Below are 24,598 nucleotides of genomic sequence, written 5' to 3' on the forward strand. Positions count from 1 at the left end.
CGACAAAGCAGGCAAGGGGCAGCAAGCGAGCGGCATTGTCGCCAAGCTCGTCGTAAACCACAAGCCCCGGCGGTATGCCGGATCCAAGCACGGGAGCATTCTGTTCATGCAAACATTCGACCCACCACGTCGTGACTTTCTCAAAACAGCCCTGGCTGCCGGCTTCGCGCTGGCGGTACAGCCTGTCGCCGCCAGCAGCATCATCACCGACACTCAGTCGCTGGATACCGGCCTGACTGGCATTGCACTGGGTGATGGCATGCTGCCTGCCTATTTTGCCCGCCCTGCCGGCCAGACAGCCGGTCTGCCCATCATGCTGGTGGTGCAGGAAATCTTTGGCGTGCATGAACATATCCGTGACATCTGCCGCCGTCTGGCCAAGCTGGGCTATCTGGCCATTGCGCCGGAGCTGTATTTCCGCCAGGGCAATCCAGCAGAAAGCAGCAGCATCACCACCATCATCAGTACGATTGTCAGCAAGGTACCGGACCTGCAGGTGATGCAAGATCTGGACGCCACCCTGGCCTGGGCCGGTCTGCATGGCGGAGACGTAAAACGGGCTGCCATCACCGGCTTCTGCTGGGGCGGACGCATCAGCTGGCTGTACGCCAGCCATAACCCCAGCTTGCAAGCCGGCATTGCCTGGTATGGCAAGCTGGTGGGCGAGCACAACCCGATGACGCCAAGCCAGCCCGTTGACCTGGCCGCCAATCTTGCCGTACCAGTACTCGGCCTGTATGGCGGACAGGATGGCAGCATCCCGCAAGACAGCGTCGACACCATGCGCAGCGCCTTGCAACAAGGCCACAGCGGCTCGCAGATCGTGGTGTATCCGGAAGCCGGACACGCCTTCAATGCCGATTACCGCCCTTCATATAATGCAGCGGCAGCCCAGGATGGCTGGCAGCGCATGCGGGCCTGGCTGGACAGCCACGGCATGGCGGTACGCTAACACCGCTCAGCTTGCCGCCGATTCCAGCATACGTCGCAGCACCTGATTGAAAGGATCCAGCCAGGCACGCTCAAATTGATCATCTGCGGCATTCAATTCGGCCGCCGCACGCAATATGGAGCGGCGCTGTCCACGATGGGCATGTTTGAGCATCACCGCCTCGAACGCATCCACCAGCGCCAGGATGCGTGCGCCCTGGCAGATCTCACCACTGACGAGACCGTACGGATACCCCTCACCATCCGGCGTTTCGTGGTGCTGCATCACCATCAGTGCAGCGCCCTCCCAGCCAGGCATGCGCCCCATCAGGCCGGCCACCCAGGCCGGGTGCAGCACCATCAGACGGCGTTCGTTTTCGCTGATGCTACCCAGCTTAAGCCACACTTGCTCGGGCAGAAACATCATGCCGACATCGTGCATGTAGACTGCGGCTTCCAGCTGTTCGGCATCCACCCAGCCTCCCGCCTGGCGATTCAGCTCCAGCGCCAGCCGCAGATTGCGCTCGGTACGGCCAACAAATTCCGGCATGCGCTGCTCCAGCTGGAAAGCCAGCGTACGAAACAGCAGCATGTCCTGCTGACGCGATTGCACCACCGATTTGCCCGCAGCTACCGCCACCGGCGCATCGCTGCTGCCCTGCACGCCAACCATGGCCGCAATCAGCCGCGAACAGGTGGCCAGCACTGAAGGTAATGGCGCACTTTCCAGCGAACACAGGGCATCCAGCAGATTATGCATCTGCACCACATCCACCTGGCGAGAACCGGCAACCTGCGCCATCACCAGGTCCAGCCTGTCCAGCACCAGCAGCAGTACATCACCCATGACTTCCTGATACACCAGCTCGCCACTGCGCAAACGTGCCAGCAAGCCTTCCAGCGCATGGGCAAACGGCACCACAAACATCACCCGGCACAAACCGGCATCGCCTTTGATCGTATGGACCAGACGGAACAGATCGCCAATCAGCTCGGGCGAGCGTGGGTTCTGGCCCAGCTGTGAAGCCAGCTTTTCAATCTGCGGCGCGTAATCGGACAGAACGTCGCGAAAATCCTGGAAGCCTTCCGGATCTTCCCGCACAAACAGCAATTGCTCTTCTTCGCTCATGGCATGCTCACGGTGTGGCCAGATGTCATTGCACTATAAATCATCAGAATGACTCCAGCCGATCCAATCCGTTGCCGCATGTCAAAAACTGCGGAGTATCATGTGCGCCTTTCCCGTGACTTTGCCGGAGTATCCAGCCATGCCCGCCCCCTTCATTGCCTTGCAACAGCAGATTGACTTCATTCTGGAAGTCGACAAACTCAAGTCCGTGCTGCGCAAAACCAAGCCAGTCGGCCTGGAGCGCTATGAAAATTCGGCAGAACACAGTTGGCAGGCTGCCTTGCTGGCCCTGGCCATGGCCGAACATGCACCGGTGGCACTGAATATCGACAAGGTTATCCGCATGCTGCTGATTCACGACCTGGGGGAAATCGATACCGGCGACGTGATTGTCTATGCCGCCACCGACAATGCCGAACGCGAGGCCGAAGAACTGGCGGCCATACGCCGTATCTGCGGCATGCTGCCAGCACAGCAGGCTGAAGGACTGGTAGCGCTGTGGCAGGAATTTGAAGCACGCCAGAGCGCCGAAGCACGCTTTGCCCGTGCCATGGACCGGCTGATGCCCATCCTGCTCAACCTGAACCGCCAGGGGCAAAGCTGGCGTGAAAACGGCGTCAGTAAACAGCAAGTACTGTCCATGGCCGCCAACAAGGTCAGTGACGGCTGTCCGCTGGCAGGGCAGTGGCTGCTACAGGCACTGGACGAAGCGGAAAAACAGGGATTTTTTGGTGCATGAAACCAGTACCGCCCCCAAGAAACCATAATCAATACAATGTTTTTGGCCAGGATTGATCCTGGACGGGGCGGATAGCACGCAGAAAATACTTGCCAACATTCGCAACAATGGGCAGTATGCCTGCCTGCAGGATGCTCAAGTTGTGGATGTGTAGTTGTCGTAGTGGCATTTAGTCCGTACCTCAGTCGCCATTTCCCTTGAACTTCATGCGTTTTATCAACTTGCTCGTTTTGAGGATAAACAAAATGGCAACCGGTACCGTTAAGTGGTTCAACGACTCCAAAGGTTTTGGCTTCATCACTCCGGATGAAGGTGGCGATGACGTATTCGCTCACTTCTCCCAGATCAATGCCAAAGGCTTCCGCACCCTGGCCGAAAACCAGCGCGTAAGCTTCGACATCGTCGATGGCCCGAAAGGCAAGCAAGCCTCCAACATCCAGCCGCTGTAATCTTTTAAAGATTACGCGCTGATGAAAACCCGGACTCGTCCGGGTTTTTTGTTTTCCAAGCCTCACCGCCGTTTACCATCCCAGCCATTCGGACCTAGCACCATGCAAACGCCAACCCACGAAGAAGCCATTGCCAGCACGCGCGAATGGCTGGAAAAAGCCGTCATCGGCCTGAATCTCTGCCCCTTTGCCAAATCGGTTTACGTCAAAAACCAGGTGCGCATTGTCGTTAGCGACGCCACCGACCCGGCACAACTGGCCGAAGAGCTGGCGCAAGAGCTGCGTCTGCTGGCTGATACCAGCCCGGAGGAAACCGATACCACCCTGCTGGTACATCCTTATGTATTGCAGCGCTTCCTGGATTTCAACGAATTCCAGGATATCGCCGACGCCATCATCGAAGAGCTGGAGCTTGACGGAGAGCTGCAAGTTGCCAGCTTCCATCCAAAATTCCAGTTTGATGGCACCGGCATCAATGATGTCAGCAACTACACCAACCGCTCGCCCTGGCCTACGCTGCACCTGATTCGCGAAGCCAGTATCGAACGGGCAGTTGAAGCCTTCCCGGAAGCCGAAGCCATCTTCGAAAAAAATATCGAGACAGTCACCCGCCTTGGCGTAGATGGCTGGCGTGCCTTGTTCACCACCAAGTCCTGACGGACTGCTTGCCTGAGCGCAGGCAACAGGGTAAAACGGCTGATCTTCACTTTTACACGCGCCGCGTGCACCGCCATGAAGATGTTACGCTTTGCCCTGCCCTTGCTGCTGAGCCTGCTACTGGCAGGCTGCAGTAACGCGCCGGTACGCAAACCGGTCAAAGGGGATGATTTCAGCTCAGCCGAACTGGGCCAGAGCGCAGCCAATCGCATGGCCAACCTGGCCATGCGCGACAATCTTGCCAGTCTGCAATCCTTGCTGGACAAGCTTTATCGCCGCAATCCGTCACAATGGCAAAAAGCAGGCTTCAGCAGCCGCGATGCCGCCATCACCCAAGTCATGAGTGCAATCCGGCAGAATCAGCCGCTACCCAGCCTGGGGCAGGTGCATTCCACTGCCGCACTCAGCACGGCCTTTGATCCACAATTTGGCGGAGACCGGGCCGGCACCCTGATATATGGCTTGGGCAGCATGCTGGTGGAGGTTTATGGTGGCCGTACCGAGCTATATCTGGTACACGGGCTGAATGCCCAGCAACTGGCCAATGCCGCCTACAATGTCGAAGTGGCCTCCTGGCTGCTGGGGCGCAGACAGAATCCGGATGGCAGCCCCATGCTGCTGGCCAATGAAATCACACCGCAGCAACGCAACCTGAGCTTCGAGCGCGAAATGTCCAAAATCATTGCGCGGCTGGAGTTGCTGGCTGAACTATCCGATGAGAAGCTGCGCCGCAGCGCCATCGACTTTGGCCAATCCTTGCTGGCTGCCCCCTTCCTGCAGTTTATCCCGGTGCAAGCAGCCACCAGTGCAGCGCCAGCCCCCTGAAGCCGTCACCATGCAACAGGCCCGCAGCAACTGCCTGCGGGCCTGATTCCGATTAATGTGCACAACAGCCAGTACGCTCTCAATGCCGCTGCAGATGGCAAGGGGGGTTTTACGATTACGATACGGCCGAGTACATATCCGGGTATTTACCCACTTTGTCCTGATAAAAAGCCTGGATCTGCGGCATGTCTACCGCGATATCACCGGTTGGATAAAACACCGGGCCAAAGCCGCATACCTTGCGCGCATAATCCATATAAGCCAATACCACCGGCACCTGCGCACCGCAGGCAATATGGTAAAACCCGGTCTTCCATTCCTTGACGCGCTGACGGGTACCTTCCGGCGGAATGGCAACCACCAGCTTATCCGAGCGCTGATACACCGCCACCATCTGCTGCACCAGCGAATTGCTACGGCTGCGCAGCACCGGAATCCCTCCCAGCCAACGCATGAGCGGTCCCAGCGGCCCCCAGAACAAGGTGTGCTTTCCCATCCAGTACAGCTTGGCACGCAGGGCAAAGCACACCCCCAGCGTCAGTGGAAAATCCCAGTTACTGGTATGCGGTGCCGCAATCAGCACGTATTTGGGTAGATCCGGAAAGTTGCCATCAATGCGCCAGCCACGCAGGCGCAACAGGAAAACAGACAAGGCGCGCATCAGGTCGCGCAGGATTGGCGTATCGAAAATGGTGTAGTGCATGAGTCCGGCATAGGGCAGAACGCCCTGGCGAGACGGCTGGCCGCCTCCTGTCAGAGGGCTGCCTTGACGATGGAAAAGGCGGACTGTACCGGATATGGCTACAGGGGTAAATCAGAATGATGCAGCGGACTGCAGCCACGCCGATCCGCCACCATGCACCTTTAGCTGCGCTGCAGGATTTCTTTAAGGTCTTTCTGCACATCCCAGTAGGTGACATCAGCATCATAAACCCCCAGGCAGGTGGGTTTGGCGAGGTAGCGCTGGGCATTACGACTATCCATGGAGCAAAACAGCAAGCGCTCTTTTTCCCAGATCACGATGCACTGGCCTTTTTTGGAAAGGCGGTCAATCAGGGTGCTGATCTGCTCGCTGATCACCCGGGAGGACAGATTGCCGGTTTGCTTACCGACTTTGCACGGTTCTTTATTCATCGCTTCGGACAATCATTTCAGGGTTGTTCAATGACTTACCCGTCGTATTATCCTGAGCTGAGAAACAATACCTATCAGAAGTTTCGGAAAGATAGCCAGAACCTTTAACCCATACCCTGGCTCGCCACCCACCTCAACAAACAGTTAACCCGCGTGCAGCAAACAAGGCCCGTGCCACGTCTACCTCCGTGGCCGTGGCAGCCGGGGTATTGGCCAGCGGGTAGTCCAATCCAAGTTCTGCCCACTTGGCGGCTCCCATCTGATGAAAGGGCAGCACCTCCACCCGCTGCACAATGCTGCCCAGACTGGCCGCATAGTCTGCCAGGCGCGCGATATCCTCCGCGCCATCGGTCAGTCCCGGCACCAGCACATAGCGCAGCCATATTGGCTTGCCCAGCCGCTTCAGCCGCTGGGCAAAATCCAGCGTCGGCTGCAAGGCCTGGCCGGTAATCTCCAGATAGCGCTGTGGGTCGCTGTGCTTGATATCCAGCAGCACCAGATCGACCTGGTCAAACCAGGCATCTTCCACATCGGCATGCAGAAAACCCTGGGTATCCAGCGCGGTATGCAAGCCATAGCGCTGCTTGATGGCGGTGAATAGCGCACCGACAAATTCCGCCTGCATCAGTGGTTCGCCCCCCGAAATGGTGACGCCACCGGCAAATTTGAGAAAGCCAGCATAGGGTGCGACTTCAGCCAATGCCTGCTCTACCGTCAGCTGGCGACCGGCATGCAGCTTCCAGGTATCCGGGTTGTGACAGTACTGGCAGCGAAACTGGCAGCCGGACATGAAATAGACAAAACGCATGCCCGGCCCGTCCACGCCAGCACCGCTTTCGGTGGAGTGGATATAGCCAGTTAGCTGACCGTGGCTGGATGGCGCATGCACCACATGCTGCTGCGTCATGAAAACTCCTGATGAAAAACCCGCCCGCTGACAGTGGCCAACGGGCGGGCGATGACTTGGCTGAAACGAAAGTGTTACAGGCTGCCGTGGAAGGTGCGGTTGATCACATCTAGCTGCTGTTCACGCGTCAGTTTGACGAAGTTCACCGCATAGCCGGACACGCGGATGGTGAGCTGTGGATATAGCTCCGGGTGCTCCATGGCGTCCAGCAGGGTTTCGCGGCGGAACACGTTGACGTTGACATGGAAACCACCGGCAGCGGCAAAGCCGTCCAGGCAATGCGACAGATTGGCAATACGGTCCTGCGCGGTATGGCCCAGTGCATCTGGCGTGGCCGATGCGGTCCAGCTGATGCCATCCAGTGCGGCGGCATAGGGCAGCTTGGCCACCGAGGCACCGGCAGCAACAAAGCCATGCACGTCGCGACCGTTCATCGGATTGGCACCCGGCGCAAACGGCTCACCGGCGCGGCGGCCGCAAGGGGTGTTACCGGTTTTCTTGCCATACACCACATTGGAGGTGATGGTGAGCACCGACTGGGTGGGCGTGGCATTGCGGTAGAAATACGGCTGGGCCTTGATCTTGTTCATGAAGGTTTCGGTCAGCCACACAGCCATGCTGTCCACCCGGTCGTCGTTATTGCCATAGGCCGGATAGTCGCCCTCGATGCGGTAATCCACCGCCAGGCCGTCTTCGTTGCGGATAACGTGCACGCGGGCATGCTTGATGGCCGACAACGAATCCGCTGCCACCGACAGCCCGGCAATGCCGCAGGCCATGGTGCGCAGGATGTCGCGGTCGTGCAGCGCCATCTCGATGCGCTCGTAGGCGTATTTGTCGTGCATGTAGTGAATGCAGTTGAGCGCTTTGACATAGGTGGCGGCCAGCCAGTCCATCATCTTGTCGAACTTGGCCATCACGGTGTCAAAGTCCAGCACATCATCGCTAATCGGGGCAAAGCCGTGCGCCACCACGGCACCGCTCTTTTCATCGCGACCGCCATTGATGGCATACAGCATGGCCTTGGCCAGATTGGCACGGGCACCAAAGAACTGCATCTGCTTGCCGATACGCATGGCCGACACGCAGCAGGCAATGCCGTAATCGTCGCCCCAGTAGGGCCGCATCAGGTCGTCGTTTTCGTACTGGATGGAGCTGGTATCAATCGACACCTTGGTGCAGAAATCCTTGAAGCCCTGCGGCAGCGCGGTGGACCACAGCACGGTAAGGTTGGGCTCTGGTGCCGGACCCAGGTTGTACAAGGTATTGAGGAAGCGGAAGCTGTTTTTGCTGACCAGCGTGCGGCCATCCTCGCCCATGCCGCCAATGGATTCGGTCACCCAGGTAGGGTCGCCGGAGAACAGCTGGTCGTATTCCGGGGTACGCAGGAAGCGCACGATGCGCAGCTTGATCACCAGATCGTCAATCAGCTCTTGCGCCTGTGCTTCGGTCAGCACACCAGCAGCCAGATCACGCTCGATATAGATGTCAAGGAAGGTGGCAATGCGGCCCAGCGACATGGCGGCGCCGTTTTGCTCCTTCACTGCTGCCAGGTAGGCAAAGTAGGTCCATTGCACCGCTTCGCGGGCGTTCACTGCCGGACGGCTGATGTCATAGCCATACTTGGCCGCCATTTCGCGCAACTCATCCAACGCGCGGAATTGTTCGGACAGCTCTTCGCGCTGACGCATGACGTCTTCGGTGAACACCGCATCATCCAGCTCATGGAAGGCTTGCTGACGCTCCTTGCGCAGGAAATCCGTGCCATAGAGTGCAACACGGCGGTAGTCGCCAATGATGCGACCACGGCCATAGGCATCGGGCAGACCGGTGATGATGCCGGATTTACGCGCAGCCAGGATTTCCGGGGTATAGGTATCGAACACGCCCTGGTTATGGCTCTTGCGGTATTTGCTCCAGACTTCCTTGATCACCGGGTCCAAAGTAAAGCCATAGGCGGCCAAACCGGCTTCGACCATGCGCAGGCCACCATTAGGCATGATGGCGCGCTTGAGCGGGGCATCGGTTTGCAAGCCGACAATCAACTCCAGCTGCGGGTCAATATAACCGGCGTCGTGGGCAGTAATGGAAGTCGCCCGGTCAGCCGATACATCCAGCACACCCTTTGCCCGCTCCTGCTTGAGCAATTCGCCCAGCGCAGCCCACAAGGCCTGCGTGCGTTCGGTGGCAGCGGCAAGAAAACTGGCATCGCCGGCATAGGGTTGGTAATTGCGCTGAATGAACTGACGTACATCGACACGGGTCTGCCAGTCACCGGCAGCAAAATTCCGCCAAGGATCAGCTTGTACGGCTTGCTGAGCAATCGATTCCATGACTACCTCCTGAGTTGAAGCCCGAAATTGTTCTCTATGGAAACAATACTACATTCGATATCGAAAATAACAGCTTGATGCAGATCAAACTCCACCCGCACCGGGGTGCATGACTGCGCGACTGTGCACATCGACCACACTGCATTCTGGCAGCGCGCGCAGGCACACTTCAAATTAGCTACCAATAATCAATACCATAGCAGCAAAATACATAAAAACCATGCACAGAATCACAGCGGGCCACACGATACGACAATATCGCCCGCTGCCATCAGCACCACACCCGAAGCAGCCGACCGACAATACCATGGGCACACCGGCAATGCGCATGGATGTTCGTTTTCAAACATCGCTATTTTTCATAGTGAATGTTGATTACAGAGAAAAACAAGAATTAACGTAGCATTATTACAATAAAACGAGGGGAACTCCAACCGCATCCCGTGGCTCTGCCATGACTGCAATCATCAGGAGTATTCATGAACATCCAGAAAAAAATCCTGCCCATGGCAGCGCTCTGCCTACTGTCCGCCTGCAGTCCGCAACAAAGCGAGCAGGCACAACAGCTTGCTTCTGCCGCCATCGGGGTGGCCCACCAGCGCTTGCAAGACAGTAGCGCCCCACTTGCCAAGCTGCGCCTGCAGGCAAGCGATGTGGCTACCGAGGCAAAGCAGCAGCTTGAAACCTTGGCAACCAACAACCCGGCCTTGGGCAGCGCCATCGCCATCCTGAAACCGGCATCCAAAATCGGCAGTGAGAAATCATGGCAGGCGCTGGAAAACAAGGTGGGGAGCTATCCGGCTGAAATCGGCCTGTACCAGACAGGTGCGGTGGCAGAGGCGCTACGGCAGCTGCTGGGGAGCAAATTTGCCGTTTTCCAGCAAAACATGCAGGTCAGCGGCCCACTAAGCCGGGACCAGCTGCTATTTGTCAGCGGCAACAAGCCGCATGAAGGCGGCAGAGAAATGGCCTACTTGCTGCTGGACCCGCCCAGCCGACAACTGGAAGTGGGGCTGATCGAACAAGGCCGGCTTACCGTGTATCGCAGCGGCCCGGCCCTGTACCGTCCGGCGGAAATCAACACCATGCTGGGCAATATCAGCCCCCAGCCCTGAATGCCTGGCCCACGGTTAGCGGGCCAGGCCACGCGGCCACAGCCGGCCAGTGCGCTGCATGTACTGACGATAGGCCTCACCCAGCCACTGCAGCCTCTGGCTTTCCTCGCGCCGGACACTGCGCCCATAGCTGAACAGCAGCGCAAGCACACCACCGCTGCCAGCCAGCACATCCTGCAGCAACAGAACCTGTGCAAAAGCCGCCAGCCACAAGGCGGCATACAAAGGATGGCGAATACGCTGGTACACGCCGCCCCGCCACGGCTCGCAGCCATCCTTGCCCAGCAGCACATCATGCTGGCTGCGCCAGAACAGCCAGCAGGCATAGGCCAGCATCAGACATCCAAGCGGCCCCGCCAGTGGCGACAGGGCCAGCGGCAGCAAATGCTGCCCGCCCACGGCGGCCAGCAAGGGCAGAAGCCCCATCCCGATCAAGACCGGCCACCGCAGAATCCACCGCCCCACCAGCAGGCGGCTATCCCGCTGCAGCAATGGCCGGTAAGCTAGCCGGGTCAATAGCATTAGCCCCATTCCACCTAGCTGAATCGTTGCCCACAGCATGGCACCACCTCACACGCTTGTTAATGACAATCATTATCATTTGCATGCACAATCACTGCAACCGGTATTTACGACTCAGCAGCCTTTCTTTGCATGAATACCGACACATCCTTGACGACTTTCCGGCATGACCTTGTTATTGTTGACTCCCTTCCCCCTCCCAAACCGGGCGACTGGAGAAAATTCATGCGCGCCAGCTACCTGCTTACCCTTGCCCTGCTGCTACTGCCACTCTCGTCAATCGCAGCCAGCAACTGCCCGCAAGCGGTTCCTGCCGGCATGCGGCCCCTGCCTGGCCTGTGTGCCGAAGTGATTGCCAGCGGCCTGAAAATGCCGCGCGGCCTTGCCATCTTGCCCGATGGCAAGCTGCTGCTCACCGAGATGCAACGCTGGGATGCCGCCCAAGGCCGGCTGCTACAACTGGAACACAAAGCCGACGGCTGGCAGCAAACCGTGCTGGCCCGGGGGCTGGATCGCCCGCATGGTGTGGTACAAGGGCCAGACGGCAAGATTTACGTGGGCGAGGTGGGACGCATAGTGTGTTTTGATCCGGCAACACCACAGCAAAGCGAAACCGTGATCACCCTGCCCTTGCGCCAGCGTCATCCACTCACCACCTTTGCCCTGGCAGCCAATGGCGATCTGTATGTCAACATCGGCAGTTCTTCCGACAACTGCGAAACAGCCACCCCGGCACAACTGGCCGCGCTGCGCTGCCCCGAGAGTGAACAAGACCAGGCGGGCGTGGTGTGGCGCTATCACATCGACAAGGATGGCAAGGTAAGTGACAAGGGCGTATTTGCACGCGGCCTGCGCAACAGCATGGCGCTGGGTGTACACCCACGCAGCGGCATCGTACTGCAGGCCGAAAACAGTCGCGATGCCATCCAGCTGAAGCTGCATCTGCCCAATGACAACGAACTGCCCCACGACGAACTGAACCTGCTACAACCCGGCAAGCACTACGGCTGGCCCTACTGCTATGACATGCAGCAGGCCGCACCGGAATACCCGGCTTATGACTGCCGTCAAACCACCGCCCCCTACCGTCTGCTTCCCGCCCACGCCGCACCACTTGGCCTGACCTGGTGGCTGGGGCCAAACACCCCGGCCCGCTTTGCCGGCTGGCTGATCGTGGGCTTTCATGGCTATCGCCAGCATGGCCACCGCCTGATGGCCTACCCGACCGACCGCCAGGGACTGCCCAATGGCAAGGGGGTTGAACTGATCAGCAACTGGAAGGACAGCAAGGGGCCGGGCGGCCCGGTGGAAGTCCGCGTGGGTACAGATGGCGCGCTCTACCTGACTGACGACCGTCACGGCCAGTTGATCCGGCTGTATGCCCAACCATAAACAGCCGCCTGCTTTTCCACTGCCGACAAAGCCCCTATCATCCCACCATCCAACCTGCCACGGCCTGCCATGACCCAACACCAGCAACAACAATGGACTGCCCTGCTGTCCACCCAGCGCTTCAAGGTGGTACAGGGCGAAATCAAACCCACCCACACCCCTGCCACGGATGAGGGCAGTGCCGGCCTGCGCAGCGACTTTCACATCGACCACGACCGGGTGGTGTTTTCCAGTGCCTTCCGCCGCCTGGGCCGCAAAACCCAAGTACATCCACTCGCCCAGAACGACCACACCCACAACCGCCTCACCCACAGCGTGGAAGTGGCCAGCGTCGGGCGTAGCTTGGGCAACCGGGTGGGCGTGATGATGCAGCACGCCGGCGTGATGCCTGGCGGCTACAGCCCGTTTGATATCGGCGCGGTGGTACAGGTAGCCTGCCTGGCGCACGATATCGGCAACCCGCCGTTTGGCCATACTGGCGAAGACGCGCTGCGCGACTGGTTCCGCGATGCCCGCAACGCGCCATACCTGGCCACGCTGGATGCCGCCCAGCTACGCGATGTACAAACCTACGAAGGCAATGCCCACGGCCTGCGCATGCTGGCCACACTGGAAATGTACAGCCACGAAGGCGGCATGCGCCTGACTGCTGCGGCACTGGGCGCACTGATCAAGTATCCGTGGACCGCAGATGCCCCCAAGGCGCTGGAACGTGACAAGTTCAATATCTATCGCACCGAGCTGCCCTATTTCGAGCGCATTGCCGCCGAGCTGCAACTACCACGCAAGGGGCCGCTGGAATGGGGCCGGCATCCGCTGTCCTACCTGATGGAAGCGGCCGACGATATCTGCTATGCCATTCTCGATCTGGAAGATGCGGTAGAAATTGGCATTCTGGACGTACGGGAATTCGAAGGCCTGTTTTCCCGCTTCACCGAATACGAAAAAATATGGAACCTGCATGATGTGAAGCAGAAATGCGCCACCTTGCGCGGCATTGCCATTGGCCGCTGTGTGGCCGAAGTGGCGCAAAAATTCATGCTGCACCACAACGCCTTGCTGGCTGGCGAGTTTCCGGCCAAGGACCTGATCAACCTGACCGACCCCGAGGTACAGGAAGCACTGATCCAGGCCAAGGAACTGGCCAGCAACAAGGTATACCGCCATCGCACCAAGCTGGTGACCGAGCTGGCCTCCTACCCCTGCGTTGCCACCATTCTGGATGTACTGGTTCCAGCCGTGCACGCCCTCATCACCAAAGGGCACGGCCAGCTGACCCCGCGCCAGCATCTGGCCATGGGCCTGCTGGATCAACACGTCAACGCCGAGGACAGCTTGTATCAGGCATACATGAAGGTGCTGGACTTTGTTGGAGGCATGACCGACAACTACGCCGCCAACCTGGCTCGCGAAATATCCGGCGTCGGCATTCTGTAACCCCATCCGGACACCATCCATGCACACCACCCGCTTCTGCCTGATCCGCCACGGCGAAACCGACTGGAACCGCGAGCGCCGCCTGCAAGGCCATTTGGATATCCCGCTCAACCCGCGCGGCCTGCAACAGGCCGAGCAACTGGCGCGGGCACTGGCACAGCAACAGTTGGCGTTCAGCGCCCTGCATGTCAGCGAACTCACCCGCGCCCGCCAGACCGCCACGGCCATCAGCCGCCAGTTGGGCCTGCCACTGCAAACCCACCCGGCGCTAAAAGAACGGCATTACGGTGCCTTCCAGGGCCACACCTTCGACGAAGCGCGTGAACATATCCCGCACGCTTACCGGCTACATCAGGAACGCGACCTGCATTTCGACCTGCAAGGCGGCGAGAGCCTGCACAACTTTCAGCAGCGCATCATGCACTGCATGCAGCAACTGGCAGAGCACCATGCGGGAGAGCAGATTATGGTGGTCAGCCATGGCGGCGTACTGGAGATGGTGCACCGCACCGCCAGTGGCCAGGGCCTGAGCGGCGCCCGCGACTTTCCCATTCCCAATGCCGCACTCAACTGGGTCATCTACCGGGACGGCAACTGGGAAATTGAAAAATGGGCCGATCAATCCCATCTGGACAACAGCCTGGACGAACTATAAGCCTGCCGTGCGTCAGATCACGCCTGCTGCCACGACAAACTGCCACAGCCCACCCCAAGGAATGGCCATGAACAACCCAAAATCCATCAGTGATGCCGAGTGGCGCACCCGGCTCAGCCCGGAGCAATACCGTGTCGCCCGCCAGGGCGGTACCGAACGTCCGTTCAGCGGCGAACATTACCAGCGCACCGAACAGGGTGACTATCACTGCATCTGCTGCGGCAGCCTGCTGTTTCACGCCGACACCAAATTCGACGCCGGCTGCGGCTGGCCCAGCTTCTGGGCCGAAGCCGCTGGCGAGCGCATCAAGCGCCTGCGCGATACATCCCACGGCATGCTGCGTGTAGAAGTACGTTGCGCCAACTGCGATGCCCATCTGGGCCACGTTTTTCCTGACGGCCCGGAACCCACCGGCGAGCGTTACTGCATCAACTCCGTCTGCCTGCGCTTCAAGCCAGCCGACTGATCCCGCAGGCGCATGGACGCCAAGTTATTGAAGTTAATCACTTTACACTTGGAAATTTGCATCAGAATTGGGCGCCCCAAGAGGGCTTGCCCAATTTTTTTGCCGTTTTCTCGCCAGCGCCCCAGGAACGTAGCAGATCGAAAATGTCTTTCCGGACTAGTTAGCCGGCAATAAAATGTGCCACTCAACATAAAAGCCGCACGCTGCGGCTTTTATGTTGTCACCACCATGCGATGGCCTGCGGCCTGGCTGTATTCGGTTAGCAATCCAGGAACAACACGATCTTGCAATGGCTTTGCCGGAAAAACGGCTTTTGCGGACTGCGCTGGCGCTTCCGCAGCGATACTCGTCCACCAGAATGAAAAACCTCACCCATGCTCACGCCACATCCCGACATGGCTCAACCCACCGCCACGGGCACTACGCCAACCGGGCTGACATGGACCCGGTTGCGGCCATTGTTTTTGGCCTCGTACAAAGCCTGGTCGGCACGGCGGCATAACTGATCGAAACTTTCACCACCATGCCAGCCCGCCACACCAATGCTGATGCTGTAGCGACAATCACCAAAACTGCTACTGACCAGATGCTGCTGCGCCTGTTGTCTCAGCCGCTCGGCCACCTGCCATCCGGCCGCCACGGTGGCATCGGGTAACAGAATGGCAAATTCCTCCCCGCCCAAGCGGCCCAAGGCATCCGGCCCGCGCAGATGCCCACGCACCATGTCGGCAAAAGCCCGTAGCACTTCGTCGCCAGCTGCATGGCCAAACGTGTCATTGATGATTTTGAAGTGATCCAGATCGATCAGCAGCAGCGTTAATGGCTGATGCGATGCCGCCGCATGCAGGATTTGCTGCTGCCCGATGGTAAACAGATGCTTGCGTGACAGCGCCCCGGTCATAAAATCGCGATTGGCCGCGTTTTCAGCCTCCGTCTGCAAAGACTCGTGCAGCATCAGCACGGCAGACATCGACAAGGCAGGCATGATGGCTGCGCCAAGGCACAGCAGCATGATATTCCAGCCACTGGCCAGCATCATGCTGGTGGGAGCCGGGTACAGGGTGTAGAAGTAGATGCTGCGTACCAGCTGTGACAAGGCAAAGATACAGGCCAGCCCGGTCAGCAAGCGATAATGCACGCTGCTGCGCCGGCCACGATAATGTTTCAGCATCAGCCAGGCCGTGGCGGTACACACCACGGCACTGTAAACAGAAATGGCCATCACCCGCATGGGGAGGCTGTTGTCCCCATAGCGCCAGTAGCTTACCGCCAGCACCTGCAGCAGCGCACCGCCCAGCAGCCAGTTCCAGCGTGGCGGCTGGCCCAGAAAATGGGCACAGCCTGCATAGTACAGAGCAACAGACAAAGCCAGGATGCCATTGGCGGCCACAATGGAAATACTGTCGGGAACCACCCCACGCAAACCCAACAGCGGCAGATAAACCACAACGGCAATATTGGCCAGCAGCCACTGCGATACGCCGGGCAGGCCACTACGCCGCAGCGAAGCCAGCGCCAAGCACAGCGCCAGACTCAGCAATTCGGTGGTGAGGAAGATCGGGGCCAGAACCAGTACGGGGTCGATAGTCATGATGGGTATCAATACCGGCTTGAGCAGCCGGGAAGCCCGCCTTGCAAACGGATGGGGCCGGATTTGCAAGATGCACTTCAGCTTTATACCAAAAATGACAGCCAACATCAGCATTTAAAACAATTATTCACATTAGGCACAGCAACAGGCAAAATCGCGGCAGTTTCCACTCTGTCCGGCCACATCATGCCCGCTACCGGAAAAGCCCTCCAACCCCGCCGGCAATGCCTGGACTGTCGCCACTACCACATCAGCCATGATGTCCGCTTTCCTTACGCCTGCCGTGCCCTGAAGATCAAGAGCAAGCGCCAACCCTGCCTGGATGTGCTGGAAGCATCCGGCCAACCCTGCCTTTACCGGCAGCAGAAAACCGGGCCGCAGTCTTGAAAGCCCAGCTTAGCGTCACCATTTAGCAATGCTGATTCCGGTTTTTCTTTCCCCGGCCTCTGCGGCGCATTACCATGCAAAACAGGGATTTCAGCGGCAGCACACCAGCATCGCTTGCCACACACATCACGGATAAACAGCGACTGGCAGAAAAACGTCCACGCGCAACAGCCTGCAGCCGGACTGCGCCAGCCATCGAAGATAAAGGCCAAAGCCACCATGAGCAAAACGGATAACAACGCCACGACGACGGATAGCGTTTCCTCCCGCATACGCTACCGTCTGCAGAATGCCGGCGTGCGCTTTCACGCCAACGACAATATTGCCGACTTCATCGAGGGCGATGAACTGGATTTGCTGCAACAGGAAGTGGCAGCCAAGATGCAAGGGGTGCTGGAAAGCCTGGTCATCGACACGGTAAATGACCACAACACCCAGGACACGGCACGGCGTGTTGCCAAGATGTTTGTACGCGAAGTTTTTCGTGGCCGTTATGTTGCCAGCCCGCCGAATACCGAATTTCCGAACATCGAGCAGTTGAACGAATTGATGATCGTCGGCCCCATCACGGTACGCAGTGCCTGCTCGCACCACCTCTGCCCCATCATGGGCCGGGTATGGGTGGGCGTGATGCCCAATGAACACTCCAGCCTCATCGGTTTGTCAAAGTACGCCCGCCTGATTGACTGGGTGATGACCCGACCGCAAATCCAGGAAGAAGCCGTGATGCAGATTGCCGACTTGCTGATGGACAAGCTGCAGCCGGACGGCCTGGCCATCGTCATGGAGGCCGATCATTTCTGCATGCACTGGCGCGGGGTGAAGGACAGTAATTCCAAGATGACCAATAGCGTGATGCGCGGTTCTTTCTTGCGCGACGCCAACCTGCGCCGGGAATTCCTGTCGCTGCTGCACAGAGGAAACTGACATGCTCGTTCGCCTGATTTACGCCAGCCGCAGCACCACCCCCATCAACAGCGAACTGGTGCGGCAGATTCTGGATGCCGCCCATCAACACAACCCCGAACGTGGCATCACCGGCGTGCTGTGCTATGGCGACGGTGTGTTCGTACAGGCACTGGAAGGTGGGCGTGCCGAAGTCAATGCGCTGTATCAGACCATTTGCCGCGATAGCCGTCATGGCGACGTTACCCTGCTTAGCTACGAGGAAGTCGACCAGCGCGAGTTTGCCTGCTGGTCGATGGCACAGGCACCGCTAGACAAGAAAAATGCCGCACTGCTGCTGCGGCACTCTTCCAGCCCGGTGCTGGACCCTTTCCGTCTGAGCGGTAAAACCACCTGCCGCCTGCTCAGCGAACTGGGCAACTCCGGCGGCCTGCGCTCCAAGGGCTAACAAGTTCAGGCTGGCGCCAACGGCAGGGTGATGCTGACACACAGCCCACCCTGCGGCAGATTGCTGGCCTTGATACTGCCATGGTGGGCCTGCACAATGCGGTGCGCCATGGCCAGGCCCAAACCGTAGCCCCCCGGCTGGCTGTTCTGCTCGCTGCGGAAGAAGGGCTCGAAGATGGTTTCCAGCTCGGGTTCCGGCACGCCGAGGCCGCAATCGCACACGTCGATCCTTACCTCCGTAGCCGAACGCACTACCGCCAGTGAAACCGCACTGCCTTTGCGCGTATGGTGAATGGCATTGCGCACCACATTTTCCAGCGCCCGCGACAACAGCTCCGGCTGCATCATGACTTCGGCCATATCGGTCTGTAGCAGCAGAATGCTGCAGTCATTGGCCTCTGCTTCGAATTCGGCGTCGGGAATCAGCTCTTCCAGCAATACATCGATTGCCAGCCGTTCCGGCGGGTGCTGTGCACCTTCGGCATCCAGCCGAGCCAGCGCCAGCACTTCGCCCACCAGCATATCCATGCGGCCGGACTCACGTTCGATCCGTCCCAGCCATTCATCCAGACGCTCGGGCTGCTGTCGCGCCAAATCGACTGCCGCATTCAGCCGGGCCAGCGGCGAGCGCAGTTCGTGCGATACATCGTGAAACAAGCGGCGCTGACCCACGATCAGCTGCTTCAGCCTTTGCGCCAGACTGTCGAAGTCACGGCCAAGATCGGCCAGTTCATCGCGGCGTCCGCCAATGCGGCTGGCCAGATTGACATCCATATTGCCCTTGGCTACCGACTGAAACGCTTCGCTCATCAGGTGAATGGGCTTGGACAGATAGCGCGCAAGAATGGCACCAAACAACAGGCTGCCCAACAAAGCCCCCACCACGGGAATCAGCGGAATCGGGCCTGGATCATCCGGGCCACCGTGCCCAGGCCTGCCAGGGTCTCCAGGCAGGCCTAGCGGCGGACCGGGTGGCAGCAGCACCAGCCGGTAATGGCTACCATCCGGCAGGCTTACCTCACGGGTGGGACGGTGGGCCAGATGGTCTGCCGCCGGGACTGCACGACCCAGCAATTCATGCCCGTGATCGTCCACTATGTACAGATAGTCGCGTCCGCGCGCGCGCATGCCTTCCAGCTGCCTGCGCAAACCGGCACTACCTTCATGGCGCAGCAAGCTGGCTGCCAGATCCAGCACCGTACCGTCCATGGGATGGCGTTGCTCGATAACGGCGGCTGTCTCGTTACGATGCTTGATCCAGAATACCGCCCCCACCCCGACCACGGTGCAGATCTGCGCCAGCCACAGAATGAGAAACAGCTTCCAGAACAAACGTCCCATGTTCAGGCCTTGATGAACTGGTAACCGCGACGTACCACGGTCTGGATGCAGATGCGGCCCGGAGCCACGCGTGACAGCTTCTGCCGGATGCTGCTCATGTGTACATCCACGCTGCGGTCAAACCGGGCCAGCGGACGGCCCAAGGCCTGCTTGGACAACACGTCCTTGCCAACTGGCTGGCCGGCATGGCGCACCAGCAGTTCCAGCAGGCTGTATTCGGTACTGGTTAGCTCCAGCGGGTCTTCACCCCAATGGGCACGGCGCTCGCCCGGCCACATGGTGAGCGGGCCTTCGCGCAGGACGTCGGTTTCATGCGCCGGCTGCGGTTGGTTGCCAGTGCGGCGCAGGATGGCCCGAATGCGTGCCAGCAGCTCGCGCGGCGTGCAGGGTTTAGGGACATAGTCATCGGCACCCAGCTCCAGCCCCAGCACGCGGTCGGTATCGTCACCACGGGCCGTCAGCATCAGCACCGGCAGCATGCTGTGCTCGCGTACGCGCCGCAGCACTTCCACCCCGCTGAGCCCAGGCATCATGACATCCAGCACCATCAGGTCGAACTGACCGGACAGCGCTTGCACCACCGCGCTGGTGCCGTCACTCACTTTCTGTACCAGGCAGGACTCCCGCTCCAGGTAGCTGCCCAGCATGTCGGCCAATTCAATATCGTCATCCACCAGCAGTATTCTCATTTTCCATCCTGATTTATTGCATTACCCCCCTCTCCCGGGGGCTGTCGGCAGACATAATCCACATCGCAGCCGGTTGCGGGTGAAGTTTTACTGCCATTTACACTGATTTATAGCGCTTTACCCGGCGCTAACCGCTTTTAACGGATCAGCCGCGCATGATGGCAAGCGGTAGCCGCCTGCCCGCTTGCCCCGGGTCCCTCTCTCATTCGGGCGGCTGCCATCAGCACCAAGCGGCAAAAATTGCCTGGCGGCAATCTGAAAACAGTGGCAAGCCACTGTCTGCAATGAATATTTACCATTTTGCGGCGGCAGCCTATTGCCGGTGACGGCAATTTTTTCCATTCCGTGCAACAGGCCACAAGCCAACGCAGGCCACACCTTAGCAGAGCATGGGCGTTTTTCCGTACACCACGACAATCACTAACATTTTCTAACATGTTTTTACATTTACACCGTCACTTACTGGCCTGAAACTTGCCTAGCTGCAGCATCGCGCTTGTCGCCGGCTGCAGCACCCATGGCGACACCGCACCGCTCAATTGCAAGCATCAGGAGCCGTCATCATGAGCATTTCAGGTATTAGCAGCAGCACATCCATTTACGGCAGCCTGTCAGGCAGCAGCCAGACCAGTACAACATCAAGCAGCAGTGAAGCCCGCCATCATGGCAAGCACCGTGGTGGCAATGATGCCTTCATGCAAAGCGTGGAACAGGCATTAAGCCAGCTGGGTATTTCCTTGCAGCCGCCCTCCTCCAGCAGTAGCAGCAATGGCACGGGCAACAGCAGTAATGCTTCGCTTGCCGGCATGCCGCCTCCGCCGCCAGATGACGACGGTGACAGCAACGACAGCGTCAGCAGCACGGGCACTACCCAAAACCCGATGCAGGCCATGCACACATTCATGCACGACCTGTTTGCCGCGCTGAAGTCCACCAGTACGTCGACCAGCAGCACCGATAACAGCAGCAGCGACAGCAGCACCAGCGCTTACGGTAATGCCGAAAGCCAGTTGCAAAGCCTGATCCAGCAGCTATCCAGCGCATCTGGCAGCACCAGCAGCTCCAGTGCGCTCAGCACCCTGCAAAGCGATTTCAACAATCTGCTTAGCAGTGTCCCGCAGGCCACTGGCAGCAGCGCCAGCGACAGTGCGACGTCCGGCAGCAATACCTCGGCTAACTTGCAATCTTTCCTGAGCGCCCTGCTGCAAAACCTGCAGCACAGTCAGAGCAATAGCTACACCAGCTCAGTCGGGAGCCTGTTGAGCACGCAAAGTTGAGGTTGACGGATCAGGACGGATCAGATGCGGACTACAGCGGTGCGTCCACGTACTGCTGCAGGCGCAGCTGTAGAAATTCGCGCAGGCGGACGACCAGTGGCGACAGCATCATGCGATGCGGGCAGACCAGATACAGCGGCGCACGCTCGGTCTGGTAGTCGGGCAGCAAGGGCAGCAAGCGGCCGGCACGCACATCGTCCAGCACATCCAGTCGGGATTTGTAGGCTATCCCCTGTCCGTCCACCGCCCAGCGCCGGACGATTTCCCCATCGTCGCTATTGCGGCGCCCGCTGACCATGACCGTGCTCCACTCGCCTTGCCGGACAAAGCGCCAGCGTTCATGCAGTGCATCTCCCAGCACCAGCCGCAGGCAGGCATGGGCAGCGAGATCTTCCGGCTGCTCAGGCCAGCCGTGGCGCTCCAGATAGGACGGTGCAGCGCATAGTAGACGCCGGTTATCCGGCAACATGGGCAGGGCGACCAGGCTGGAGTCTTCCGGCACGCCGTAGCGCAGCGCCACATCGACCGGCATGCGGTACAGATCGGCCAGACGGTCGCTGATATGCAGTTGCAGCCGCACCCCCGGATGCTCATCCAGAAACACATCCAGCCAGGGACGCAGCAATTGCCTGCCAATATCGGAGGGCATGGACAGGCTGAGCTGACCTTGCAGGGTCTGCCGACCAGCAGCCAGCGCCTGGGCACCGGCCTGCAAGGCATCCAGCGCACTGCGGGCATGCTCAAGATAGCGCTCGCCATCCGCAGTCAGGCGCAAGCTGCGCGTTGAGCGAACCAGCAGATGAGTACCCAGCTCACCCTCCAGCCGCTTCAGGGCGGCACTGGCCACTGCCGGGCTGATGTCCAGCGCGCGCGCAGCGGCGGACAGGCTGCCCAGTTGCGCGGTATGCAGCAGGATTTGTATGTCTTCCAGCCGAACCATGCTTCCTCCTGCGACAGTCGTCGTATCCGGTGAGAAAAAATGCGGCCACAAGGACGCAGGCAGCCGTCCCCTGCGGCTTAGGGCAGGAAGGGCTTCATATTGTATTTGCGTACCAGTTGCTGATACGCCGGGCTTTGCCGGAAGCTGCCCAGCGCACCGACATAGGCATCAATCCGCTGCGCCGACATGGCCTTGCGCGAGAATCCAAGGTAGAAATCGCCAATCAGCCAGCGCGGCTCGCGCAGGGCAACCACCTGGGATTGCAACTCCGGCATCTGGGCATCCAGCGATTGCAAGGAAGTGCCATAAGCCACCGCGATATCGATACGCCCGGCCAGCAGCTTGGAGAACACCTCTTCCTTGGAGCTGGCCGTCATGTCGATCTGCCAGCATTCACGCATCGCTTGCTGCACGATGTCGCCATAAAAGTAGTTGCTGGCCGCTGCAATGTGATAACCCGCATAAGAGCAAGGCTTGGCGGTATCGGGAAAATGCTGGCGCTGGGAGCGCCGCACAAACAGGCCGGCAAACTGGCGATGCTGAATGGCAGCCGGCAGAAATACGGCATAGGCATCACGCTCCGGCGTGCGCGCCAGATAGCTGAGCGCATCCACCCTACCTAATTGCAGGCTGCGCAGGGCACGCTGCCAGGGCATGGGCTTGTACACCACATGCCAGCCCAGCTGGGCGGCAACCTGATCAATCACGTCCAGATGAAAGCCACCGTGCGTCTTGCCATCCCCTTGCACAAACTCAAAGGGATGGTTGTCGGACTCTTCCACCGCCACAGTAAAATCCTGCGCCGCCACGGATTGCCACAGGCAGAACCCAGCCAGCAGCAACAGCCACCGGCCAGATGCCAGGCCGGTCTTTGCTTGTGTCATGAATGCCAGCTACCCTGTCAGCCGCCGGTACCGCCAACCGTCAGCCCGCCATCAATACGCAAGGTAGGCTGGCCTACCCCCACAGGTACGCTCTGCCCTTCCTTGCCGCACACGCCCACGCCCTGATCCAGGGCCATGTCATTGCCTATCATCGACACATAACCCAGCACATCTGGGCCATTACCGATCAGCGTGGCCCCCTTGATCGGGTAAGTCAGCTTGCCGTCTTCGATGCGCCAGGCTTCCGAGGCAGAGAACACAAACTTGCCGCTGGTAATGTCCACCTGCCCGCCACCAAAATTGGCGGCATACAGGCCGTCTTTCACCGAGGCAATGATTTCTGCCGGATCATGCTGGCCGCCCAGCATATAGGTGTTGGTCATGCGCGGCATCGGGATGTGGGCATAGGATTCGCGTCGGCCATTGCCAGTGGGAGCCACCTGCATCAGACGGGCGTTCATCGCATCCTGCATATAGCCCTTGAGAATGCCATCTTCAATCAGCACGGTACGGTTGGTCTGATTGCCTTCGTCGTCGATGGCCAGCGAACCGCGACGGCCATCCAACGTACCGTCATCCACCACGGTCACCCCGGCGGCGGCCACACGCTGGCCCAGCTTGCCGGAGAAGGCCGACGTGCCCTTGCGGTTGAAATCGCCTTCCAGACCGTGGCCGATGGCCTCGTGCAACAGCACGCCCGGCCAGCCGGACCCCAGCACCACCGTCATCTGACCGGCAGGTGCCGGACGGGCTTCCAGGTTGATCAGCGCCTGATCCACGGCCTGACGCACATACAGTTCCACCAGCGCATCGTCAAAGCGGGTCAGGTCAAAGCGGCCACCGCCGCCGCCCGAGCCCTGCTCGCGCCGGCCATTGTGCTCGGCAATCACATGCACCGACAGCCGCACCAGCGGACGCACATCGGCGGCGCGGACGCCATCATGCCGCGCGACGTAAACCACGTCATATTCCGAAGCCACACCGGCCATCACCTGAATCACGCGCGGGTCCATGGCACGGGCCAGCTTTTCCACCTTTTCCAGCAGGGCTACCTTGGCAGCCGCTTCCAGGCTGTGACAGGGGTCGATGGCCGGATAAAGATCGCGCGCGCGCTGCGGCGACTGGCGGCCAGCACTGCCATCCCCACCCACGAGGCCGATGGCGCGCACGGCATCTGCCGCCCGATTGATGGCATCCGCGCCGATGTCGTCGGAATAGGCAAAGGCGGTCTTGTCGCCGGAAACAGCGCGTACCCCCACCCCCTGATCAATGCTGAAGCTACCGGATTTGACGATACCCTCTTCCAGACTCCAGCCCTCGCTGCGGGTGTACTGAAAGTAAAGGTCGGCATAGTCGACGGCATGCTGACGCATGCGGGCAAAGGTTTTCTCGATCATGGCTTCGTCTACGCCATAGGGCGCAAGCAACAACTGATCGGCAATACTG

General features: G+C 59.5%; 26 protein-coding genes. 14 read left to right on the forward strand and 12 right to left on the reverse strand.

Annotation, left to right across the window (positions count from 1 at the left end):
* Positions 1-106 precede the first annotated feature (106 nt).
* A complete protein-coding gene (locus ACODR9_RS02590) occupies positions 107-952 on the forward strand; it encodes a dienelactone hydrolase family protein (RefSeq protein WP_488807448.1) in 846 nt (281 codons plus the stop codon).
* A gap of 6 nt (positions 953-958) precedes the next feature.
* On the opposite strand, the gene ACODR9_RS02595 is transcribed toward ACODR9_RS02590, so the two are convergent.
* Positions 959-2,059 carry an HD-GYP domain-containing protein gene (locus ACODR9_RS02595; protein WP_488807449.1) on the reverse strand — a complete coding sequence of 367 codons (1,101 nt, stop codon included), beginning with the start codon at positions 2,057-2,059 and terminating at the stop codon, positions 959-961.
* Between the two features lie 139 nt (positions 2,060-2,198).
* Here ACODR9_RS02595 and ACODR9_RS02600 point away from each other — a divergent pair, with 139 nt between their 5' ends.
* From ACODR9_RS02600 to ACODR9_RS02615, 4 genes are all read left to right on the forward strand, one after another.
* A complete protein-coding gene (locus ACODR9_RS02600; protein ID WP_488807450.1) occupies positions 2,199-2,798 on the forward strand; it encodes an HD domain-containing protein in 600 nt (199 codons plus the stop codon).
* 245 nt (positions 2,799-3,043) lie between these two features.
* Positions 3,044-3,247, forward strand: coding sequence for a cold-shock protein (locus ACODR9_RS02605; RefSeq protein ID WP_045845074.1), 204 nt, complete (start codon positions 3,044-3,046; stop codon positions 3,245-3,247).
* Positions 3,248-3,349: 102 nt separating this feature from the next.
* Positions 3,350-3,904, forward strand: coding sequence for a DUF1415 domain-containing protein (locus ACODR9_RS02610; RefSeq protein WP_488807451.1), 555 nt, complete (start codon positions 3,350-3,352; stop codon positions 3,902-3,904).
* Positions 3,905-3,979: 75 nt separating this feature from the next.
* Entirely contained in the window at positions 3,980-4,729 is a 750-nt protein-coding gene (locus ACODR9_RS02615) for a hypothetical protein (RefSeq protein ID WP_488807452.1), read from the forward strand.
* Positions 4,730-4,844: 115 nt separating this feature from the next.
* On the opposite strand, the gene ACODR9_RS02620 is transcribed toward ACODR9_RS02615, so the two are convergent.
* The 4 genes from ACODR9_RS02620 to pflB all read right to left on the reverse strand — a co-directional run bounded on the left by ACODR9_RS02620 (position 4,845) and on the right by pflB (position 9,103).
* Positions 4,845-5,432 (reverse strand): lysophospholipid acyltransferase family protein, encoded by a 588-nt coding sequence (locus tag ACODR9_RS02620; RefSeq protein WP_488807453.1) that lies wholly within the window; start codon positions 5,430-5,432, stop codon positions 4,845-4,847.
* A gap of 161 nt (positions 5,433-5,593) precedes the next feature.
* The gene (locus ACODR9_RS02625; protein WP_488807454.1) at positions 5,594-5,863 is read right to left on the reverse strand and encodes a hypothetical protein; all 270 of its coding nucleotides are present in this window, start codon (positions 5,861-5,863) and stop codon (positions 5,594-5,596) included.
* 133 nt (positions 5,864-5,996) lie between these two features.
* Positions 5,997-6,770, reverse strand: a complete 774-nt coding sequence (pflA, locus tag ACODR9_RS02630; RefSeq protein ID WP_488807455.1) for a pyruvate formate-lyase-activating protein — start codon at positions 6,768-6,770, stop codon at positions 5,997-5,999.
* Positions 6,771-6,844: 74 nt separating this feature from the next.
* Entirely contained in the window at positions 6,845-9,103 is a 2,259-nt protein-coding gene (gene pflB / locus ACODR9_RS02635; protein WP_488807456.1) for a formate C-acetyltransferase, read from the reverse strand.
* 479 nt (positions 9,104-9,582) lie between these two features.
* Between pflB and ACODR9_RS02640 the strand changes: the two genes are divergently transcribed.
* On the forward strand, positions 9,583-10,218 hold the full coding sequence (locus ACODR9_RS02640) for an Ivy family c-type lysozyme inhibitor (protein WP_488807457.1): 636 nt from the start codon (positions 9,583-9,585) through the stop codon (positions 10,216-10,218).
* Between the two features lie 15 nt (positions 10,219-10,233).
* On the opposite strand, the gene ACODR9_RS02645 is transcribed toward ACODR9_RS02640, so the two are convergent.
* Complete coding sequence (locus ACODR9_RS02645) at positions 10,234-10,740, reverse strand: hypothetical protein (protein WP_488807458.1); 507 nt, start codon at positions 10,738-10,740, stop codon at positions 10,234-10,236.
* Positions 10,741-10,965: 225 nt separating this feature from the next.
* Between ACODR9_RS02645 and ACODR9_RS02650 the strand changes: the two genes are divergently transcribed.
* From ACODR9_RS02650 to msrB, 4 genes are all read left to right on the forward strand, one after another.
* Positions 10,966-12,132, forward strand: a complete 1,167-nt coding sequence (locus ACODR9_RS02650; RefSeq protein ID WP_488807459.1) for a PQQ-dependent sugar dehydrogenase — start codon at positions 10,966-10,968, stop codon at positions 12,130-12,132.
* Positions 12,133-12,201: 69 nt separating this feature from the next.
* The gene (locus ACODR9_RS02655; RefSeq protein WP_488807460.1) at positions 12,202-13,569 is read left to right on the forward strand and encodes a deoxyguanosinetriphosphate triphosphohydrolase; all 1,368 of its coding nucleotides are present in this window, start codon (positions 12,202-12,204) and stop codon (positions 13,567-13,569) included.
* A 19-nt stretch (positions 13,570-13,588) separates the two neighbouring features.
* On the forward strand, positions 13,589-14,224 hold the full coding sequence (locus ACODR9_RS02660) for a histidine phosphatase family protein (RefSeq protein WP_488807461.1): 636 nt from the start codon (positions 13,589-13,591) through the stop codon (positions 14,222-14,224).
* 67 nt (positions 14,225-14,291) lie between these two features.
* Positions 14,292-14,690 carry a peptide-methionine (R)-S-oxide reductase MsrB gene (gene msrB, locus ACODR9_RS02665; RefSeq protein ID WP_488807462.1) on the forward strand — a complete coding sequence of 133 codons (399 nt, stop codon included), beginning with the start codon at positions 14,292-14,294 and terminating at the stop codon, positions 14,688-14,690.
* Positions 14,691-15,090: 400 nt separating this feature from the next.
* Here the strand turns inward: msrB and ACODR9_RS02670 are convergent, their stop codons facing one another.
* Entirely contained in the window at positions 15,091-16,281 is a 1,191-nt protein-coding gene (locus tag ACODR9_RS02670; RefSeq protein WP_488807463.1) for a GGDEF domain-containing protein, read from the reverse strand.
* Positions 16,282-16,344: 63 nt separating this feature from the next.
* On the opposite strand from ACODR9_RS02670, the gene ACODR9_RS02675 reads away from it, so the two are divergent.
* The 3 genes from ACODR9_RS02675 to ACODR9_RS02685 all read left to right on the forward strand — a co-directional run bounded on the left by ACODR9_RS02675 (position 16,345) and on the right by ACODR9_RS02685 (position 18,022).
* Positions 16,345-16,668, forward strand: a complete 324-nt coding sequence (locus ACODR9_RS02675; RefSeq protein ID WP_488807464.1) for a hypothetical protein — start codon at positions 16,345-16,347, stop codon at positions 16,666-16,668.
* Between the two features lie 219 nt (positions 16,669-16,887).
* Positions 16,888-17,595, forward strand: coding sequence for a GTP cyclohydrolase I (gene folE / locus ACODR9_RS02680; RefSeq protein ID WP_488807465.1), 708 nt, complete (start codon positions 16,888-16,890; stop codon positions 17,593-17,595).
* Position 17,596: 1 nt separating this feature from the next.
* Positions 17,597-18,022 (forward strand): BLUF domain-containing protein, encoded by a 426-nt coding sequence (locus ACODR9_RS02685; RefSeq protein ID WP_488807466.1) that lies wholly within the window; start codon positions 17,597-17,599, stop codon positions 18,020-18,022.
* Between the two features lie 5 nt (positions 18,023-18,027).
* Here ACODR9_RS02685 and ACODR9_RS02690 read toward each other — a convergent pair whose 3' ends face one another.
* Positions 18,028-19,362 carry a HAMP domain-containing sensor histidine kinase gene (locus ACODR9_RS02690; RefSeq protein WP_488807467.1) on the reverse strand — a complete coding sequence of 445 codons (1,335 nt, stop codon included), beginning with the start codon at positions 19,360-19,362 and terminating at the stop codon, positions 18,028-18,030.
* A 2-nt stretch (positions 19,363-19,364) separates the two neighbouring features.
* Positions 19,365-20,051, reverse strand: coding sequence for a response regulator transcription factor (locus tag ACODR9_RS02695; protein ID WP_488807468.1), 687 nt, complete (start codon positions 20,049-20,051; stop codon positions 19,365-19,367).
* 563 nt (positions 20,052-20,614) lie between these two features.
* Between ACODR9_RS02695 and ACODR9_RS02700 the strand changes: the two genes are divergently transcribed.
* Complete coding sequence (locus ACODR9_RS02700; protein ID WP_488807469.1) at positions 20,615-21,328, forward strand: hypothetical protein; 714 nt, start codon at positions 20,615-20,617, stop codon at positions 21,326-21,328.
* A gap of 31 nt (positions 21,329-21,359) precedes the next feature.
* On the opposite strand, the gene ACODR9_RS02705 is transcribed toward ACODR9_RS02700, so the two are convergent.
* The 3 genes from ACODR9_RS02705 to tldD all read right to left on the reverse strand — a co-directional run bounded on the left by ACODR9_RS02705 (position 21,360) and on the right by tldD (position 24,549).
* Positions 21,360-22,268 carry a LysR family transcriptional regulator gene (locus ACODR9_RS02705; RefSeq protein WP_488807470.1) on the reverse strand — a complete coding sequence of 303 codons (909 nt, stop codon included), beginning with the start codon at positions 22,266-22,268 and terminating at the stop codon, positions 21,360-21,362.
* A 77-nt stretch (positions 22,269-22,345) separates the two neighbouring features.
* Positions 22,346-23,152 carry a substrate-binding periplasmic protein gene (locus ACODR9_RS02710; RefSeq protein WP_488807471.1) on the reverse strand — a complete coding sequence of 269 codons (807 nt, stop codon included), beginning with the start codon at positions 23,150-23,152 and terminating at the stop codon, positions 22,346-22,348.
* A gap of 17 nt (positions 23,153-23,169) precedes the next feature.
* The gene (gene tldD, locus ACODR9_RS02715; RefSeq protein WP_488807524.1) at positions 23,170-24,549 is read right to left on the reverse strand and encodes a metalloprotease TldD; all 1,380 of its coding nucleotides are present in this window, start codon (positions 24,547-24,549) and stop codon (positions 23,170-23,172) included.
* Positions 24,550-24,598: the final 49 nt, after the last annotated feature.

The sequence above is a fragment of the Aquitalea sp. FG25 genome, from assembly GCF_057809375.1.

Coding starts and splice junctions, on each gene's coding strand:
- tldD (WP_488807524.1), bottom strand. CDS start 24,549: ATGATCGAGAAAACCTTTGCCCGCATGCGTCAGCATGCCGTCGACTAT.
- ACODR9_RS02685 (WP_488807466.1), top strand. CDS start 17,597: ATGCTCGTTCGCCTGATTTACGCCAGCCGCAGCACCACCCCCATCAAC.
- ACODR9_RS02615 (WP_488807452.1), top strand. CDS start 3,980: ATGAAGATGTTACGCTTTGCCCTGCCCTTGCTGCTGAGCCTGCTACTG.
- ACODR9_RS02610 (WP_488807451.1), top strand. CDS start 3,350: ATGCAAACGCCAACCCACGAAGAAGCCATTGCCAGCACGCGCGAATGG.
- ACODR9_RS02695 (WP_488807468.1), bottom strand. CDS start 20,051: ATGAGAATACTGCTGGTGGATGACGATATTGAATTGGCCGACATGCTG.
- ACODR9_RS02660 (WP_488807461.1), top strand. CDS start 13,589: ATGCACACCACCCGCTTCTGCCTGATCCGCCACGGCGAAACCGACTGG.
- ACODR9_RS02650 (WP_488807459.1), top strand. CDS start 10,966: ATGCGCGCCAGCTACCTGCTTACCCTTGCCCTGCTGCTACTGCCACTC.
- ACODR9_RS02600 (WP_488807450.1), top strand. CDS start 2,199: ATGCCCGCCCCCTTCATTGCCTTGCAACAGCAGATTGACTTCATTCTG.
- ACODR9_RS02620 (WP_488807453.1), bottom strand. CDS start 5,432: ATGCACTACACCATTTTCGATACGCCAATCCTGCGCGACCTGATGCGC.
- ACODR9_RS02690 (WP_488807467.1), bottom strand. CDS start 19,362: ATGGGACGTTTGTTCTGGAAGCTGTTTCTCATTCTGTGGCTGGCGCAG.
- ACODR9_RS02655 (WP_488807460.1), top strand. CDS start 12,202: ATGACCCAACACCAGCAACAACAATGGACTGCCCTGCTGTCCACCCAG.
- pflA (WP_488807455.1), bottom strand. CDS start 6,770: ATGACGCAGCAGCATGTGGTGCATGCGCCATCCAGCCACGGTCAGCTA.
- ACODR9_RS02705 (WP_488807470.1), bottom strand. CDS start 22,268: ATGGTTCGGCTGGAAGACATACAAATCCTGCTGCATACCGCGCAACTG.
- ACODR9_RS02700 (WP_488807469.1), top strand. CDS start 20,615: ATGAGCATTTCAGGTATTAGCAGCAGCACATCCATTTACGGCAGCCTG.
- ACODR9_RS02640 (WP_488807457.1), top strand. CDS start 9,583: ATGAACATCCAGAAAAAAATCCTGCCCATGGCAGCGCTCTGCCTACTG.
- pflB (WP_488807456.1), bottom strand. CDS start 9,103: ATGGAATCGATTGCTCAGCAAGCCGTACAAGCTGATCCTTGGCGGAAT.
- ACODR9_RS02625 (WP_488807454.1), bottom strand. CDS start 5,863: ATGAATAAAGAACCGTGCAAAGTCGGTAAGCAAACCGGCAATCTGTCC.
- ACODR9_RS02710 (WP_488807471.1), bottom strand. CDS start 23,152: ATGACACAAGCAAAGACCGGCCTGGCATCTGGCCGGTGGCTGTTGCTG.
- ACODR9_RS02605 (WP_045845074.1), top strand. CDS start 3,044: ATGGCAACCGGTACCGTTAAGTGGTTCAACGACTCCAAAGGTTTTGGC.
- ACODR9_RS02590 (WP_488807448.1), top strand. CDS start 107: ATGCAAACATTCGACCCACCACGTCGTGACTTTCTCAAAACAGCCCTG.
- folE (WP_488807465.1), top strand. CDS start 16,888: ATGAGCAAAACGGATAACAACGCCACGACGACGGATAGCGTTTCCTCC.
- ACODR9_RS02670 (WP_488807463.1), bottom strand. CDS start 16,281: ATGACTATCGACCCCGTACTGGTTCTGGCCCCGATCTTCCTCACCACC.
- msrB (WP_488807462.1), top strand. CDS start 14,292: ATGAACAACCCAAAATCCATCAGTGATGCCGAGTGGCGCACCCGGCTC.
- ACODR9_RS02595 (WP_488807449.1), bottom strand. CDS start 2,059: ATGAGCGAAGAAGAGCAATTGCTGTTTGTGCGGGAAGATCCGGAAGGC.
- ACODR9_RS02645 (WP_488807458.1), bottom strand. CDS start 10,740: ATGCTATTGACCCGGCTAGCTTACCGGCCATTGCTGCAGCGGGATAGC.